This is a genomic window from Streptomyces sp. NPDC059909 (genome assembly GCF_042730885.1).
GTDB lineage: Bacteria > Actinomycetota > Actinomycetes > Streptomycetales > Streptomycetaceae > Streptomyces.
Genome location: NZ_JBHWKX010000177.1, coordinates 1 through 3,950 on the forward strand (window position 1 = coordinate 1; position 3,950 = coordinate 3,950).

Below are 3,950 nucleotides of genomic sequence, written 5' to 3' on the forward strand. Positions count from 1 at the left end.
CGGGCCTCGCCGCGGCGATCGGCTGACCATCCGGGCCGCCCCGGCCTCAGCGGGCAGAAATCCCGGCCCGACCGACCCGCCCGTCGGCCCCACAGGCGCTGACCGGGCGACCGTGAACGATCCCGCCGATCAGGACCTCCCGGCCAGCTGACGGTTACTGAGACGCGCTCCTAGTCTTCCAGGCGGACCGGCATCAGCAGCGAGAACGTGTCCTCGTCGTCAGGTCGGCGAATCACGAGGGGCGCCGTGGGGGCGCCGAACTCCACGATCAGGTGGTCCCGGGCGCCGGCGGCGAGCGCCTGCATCAGGAATTCGCGGTTGACGGCAACGCGGTTCTGGTCGTCGTCACCGTCCTCACAGATGATCACCGTGCCGTCGTCCGCCGCCTTGAGCACGCTCAGGTCGTAGGACGCGCCGTCCTGCTCGCGGATCTCGCTCGCGCGGACGGGGCCCGTCTTCAGCGCTTCCCGGAAGACCGCCACGTCAACGATGGCCTGCCGCCCGGAGGGCAGGTGGACGAGACGGCGGTAATCGGGGAAGTCGTGATCGAGGCACTGACCGGCCGCCTGACGGTCCCCGGTCTCCAACGTCACGCGGTCACCGTCCACAGTGAGCTGGACGGGTTCCTCGCCGCTCAGCAGCGCCCGCATCGCGTCGACGAGTGGGGCCGGCACGACGACCTGCACGCGGTGGCCGCCATCCCCGGCGGTGACTGCCTGCGCGACAGCCATCCGGTATCGGTCGGTCGCCACGACATGGAGCGCCTCGCCCTCGATGTCGAGCAGGACCCCGCGGAGCATCGGCAGCTCGGGGTCGGTACTGACCGCGAACCGGACCGCGTCCAGCGCGGCGGCGAGTTCGGCCGCGGAGAGGGACGTCCGGACGCTGGCGGTGCGGAGCGAAGTCATGGGGTTCTCCCTGTGATCGAGTAGCGCTCGGAGTGTGGAGAACTCACTGCGGGCATCGGACAGCCCCCGCTCGAGACGGCGCAAGTGCGCCTGAAGGAGCTTGCGCACCAGGTCCGTGTCCGCACTGGACCACCCGGCCAGGACCAGCCGGATGTCCGCCAGCGGCATTGCGGCCCGACGCAGATGGGCCAGCACCCGGGCCTCTTCGAGCTGCTCGGGCGCGTACCAGCGGTAGCCGCTCACCGGATCCACCCACGCAGGGACCAGCACACCGGCACGGTCGTAGAACCGAAGCGCGCTCACGCCCAGGCCGCTGTCCCGCGCCATCTCACCAATGCTGCGCATCTCGCTCTCCACACCCGGAACTCTGAACCCTTGACCAGGTCGAGGGTCAACCACGACTTCCGCCCGAATGCCCGACCGTGGGGAAATCGCCCGGACCGGCCGAAGCCAAGCCGAGTCAGTGACGAACATGGTGGCCCCATCGACGGTCAGCCAGTTCCCCACCCTGAAGTCACATGATCGGCCATGGGGTCCATGACGCTGCGACCGTCATGGGCACGGGGATGGCGACCGTGCGTCGAAGCCCTGCAGGCTGGCGCAGACACAGGGAGCACGTAACCGACGGTAGCTTTCAGCGCTGCGTCCGCGATGGCCTTGCTCGGCCGCGGACTCCCTTCTCCGGCCCCAGACGCAAAGTCCAGCGTCGGCGCCGCAGTTTGCCGACGTAACTCCCCATGAGGGCCACGAAACCTTCTGGGAGGCAGTCAACTCGGTTTGCTCTATGCGAAGTTAAACCATGATCTGCGTCCTATGAGCCGGAACGCGCGTCTGATGGGCTTGCGTTCGAACGCATATTCCCTCAAGAAGGATGCGAACTTGAGACGCATACGCTTATTCCGGCTCGTGCGCCGCGCCGCCATCGGCGCCGCGGCCGTGGTCGTGCTCGCGGGGTCGACGACCGCGACTGCCGCAGACTTCACCCCCGGCAAGGACCCTGCTGCTGCCCCGTCGTCCAGGCCGGCGGCCGGTCCTGAGGATGCCGCAGCCGCCGGCAGCCGCCCCGTGTCGGGCAAGACCCCCTCGGCCGGCCCGAAGTTCACCAAGAACGGCAGCACCTGGAACGTCATCGCCCCGGAAACAGTTCTGCGCAACACCGTCACCGACGCCGACGGCGACGCCAGCAACCTCACGTTCGAGGTGTGGACCACCAACCCTGACGGCACTCCGAAGGCCCAGGTCAAGCTGACCGACGCCAACCCTTACGGCGTGCTGGTCTCCGGCTACGTGGCCTCCGGCAAGACCGCACAGGTCAAGGTCGAGTACGGCAGGCTCAAGCCGGGCGTGACCTACACCTTCCACACCTCCGCCTACGACGGCAGCCTGTACGAGACAGCCTGGTCTCCTTGGGCCAACTTCAAGATCAATCCCTACGTGACCTTCCCGGCGCCGCAGACCTCCTCCACCATCAACCCTGTGGCACAGAGCGAGGTCGAGTTCACGCGCACCGACCCCGGCCCGGCGTTGTCAACCGCTGCCGCCACCAGCCGGGACGGTGGCGGCGACAAAACCGCCGAGAGGGGCAAGCGCCCGCAGGTCAGTCCCGACACCACCAGCGACGCCAAGCCGGGGACCAAGCGAAACTGCTCCAAGGCCGACGCCAAGGGGCACAAACTGTGCGTCGAGCTGAACCCGCCGGACAAGAACGACAAGAAGAGCCCGTACCTGGCTTTGGCGACCGCCGCCCCCGCCGCCGAGCTGGTGGACTGGTGCTACGACAAGCCGTCCGGCAAGGACTACATGAACCGCACCGACGCCTGCCTGAAGAGCATCGGCAGCGGCACGCTGATCTTCACCGACACCGACCCGCAAATGCCCGCTCTGGGAACCGCGACCTTCAACATCGAGCAGCGGATCAAGACCTACCCCACCAAGAGCGACAGCGGCAGCAACTTCGCCGAGTTCGACCAGCAGATCGTCATCACCCCGCAGCACATCGACGCCGTCCTCAAAGGGGTCACCCTCCGGTGGAACGTGGGCAACAACTGCTCCTCCTGCGTCACCTCCAACGCCCGGTGGACCGATGACCAGAACAATCCCTCCACCGGATACTGGAGCATCGCCGACGGGACGCCCTACAGCATCCGGCGCGGCAACGTGACCACGCAGTGGAACGGCACCGGCAAGGAGACCATCGACCTCGGCTGGTCGATCACGGCCACTGTGGACGCCGGCGGAAACCCCGCGACTGCGGACTTCGGCACCAGCGGCGTGACATCCGTGCGGGAGCTTGCCCCCCGCTGCGACGACATCTCGGGCTCTGCGGCACCCGGCTGCGTTCTGCCGTTCTTCAAGCCGACCTACACCGTCGATACCAACCTCAACCCGGCGGCCGGGGCGTACTACTGGCTGATGCAACCCCGGTTTCGCGCACTGCACCAGCGCGGCAACCACCTGCGCCTGGCGCAAGGTCTGACCGGGAACACCGAACCACATCCAGCGGGGGCCGGTCACCACGACCGGCCCCCGTCGCGTGGCCTCAGGCCAGCGGAACCCACGCGTCCTTGACGGCAGGGTCGGAGGGCTCGCCCCACAGCAGAGCGCCACGGGCCACGCCCGGCATGGGCCCAACCACCAGGCCAGGCGCCTCGAGCGCGTCGGCCATCTCCTCAAGGTAATCGGTCAGCGAATCGAACCGGGGAGTCACCACCGCGATCTCCTCCCACCCCCACACCGTGCCGCTGTCCCCGTCCACGCACAGTCCGTAGGAGGTGTCCGTCACGGTGTATGAACAGACCGGAATCCACGGCGTCTTCCACGTCACGTACCCCTCGGCCTCGTTCTGCTGCTGGAACAGCATGCGCTCCCGGTACACGGCCTCCACCGCGTCGAGCCCCATCAGCGCCCAGTTGCCCAGCATGAACACCGCACTGGCGGTGTTCTCCGCACGTGACTGGTTTGGTGGTCAGGCTGGAATGGGGATCCAGGCTCCTCGGCCGTCGAAGAGCTGGGTAACCACGTCGAGCAGGTTCTTGCCCTGTT

3 protein-coding genes are annotated in these 3,950 nt (G+C 67.7%); 1 reads left to right on the plus strand and 2 read right to left on the minus strand.

Annotated elements, in window-relative coordinates; translation table 11 throughout:
• Positions 1 to 170: 170 nt before the first annotated feature.
• Positions 171 to 1,253: a MerR family transcriptional regulator gene (locus ACFV9O_RS39835; RefSeq protein WP_385427866.1), complete on the minus strand. Its 1,083-nt coding sequence runs from the start codon at positions 1,251 to 1,253 to the stop codon at positions 171 to 173.
• A gap of 468 nt (positions 1,254 to 1,721) precedes the next feature.
• On the opposite strand from ACFV9O_RS39835, the gene ACFV9O_RS39840 reads away from it, so the two are divergent.
• Positions 1,722 to 3,476, plus strand: a complete 1,755-nt coding sequence (locus tag ACFV9O_RS39840) for a hypothetical protein (protein ID WP_385427868.1) — start codon at positions 1,722 to 1,724, stop codon at positions 3,474 to 3,476.
• Here the strand turns inward: ACFV9O_RS39840 and ACFV9O_RS39845 are convergent.
• Positions 3,448 to 3,828, minus strand: coding sequence for a hypothetical protein (locus tag ACFV9O_RS39845; protein WP_385427871.1), 381 nt, complete (start codon positions 3,826 to 3,828; stop codon positions 3,448 to 3,450). The two genes, ACFV9O_RS39840 and ACFV9O_RS39845, sit on opposite strands and share 29 nt — an antisense overlap.
• Positions 3,829 to 3,950 lie beyond the last annotated feature (122 nt).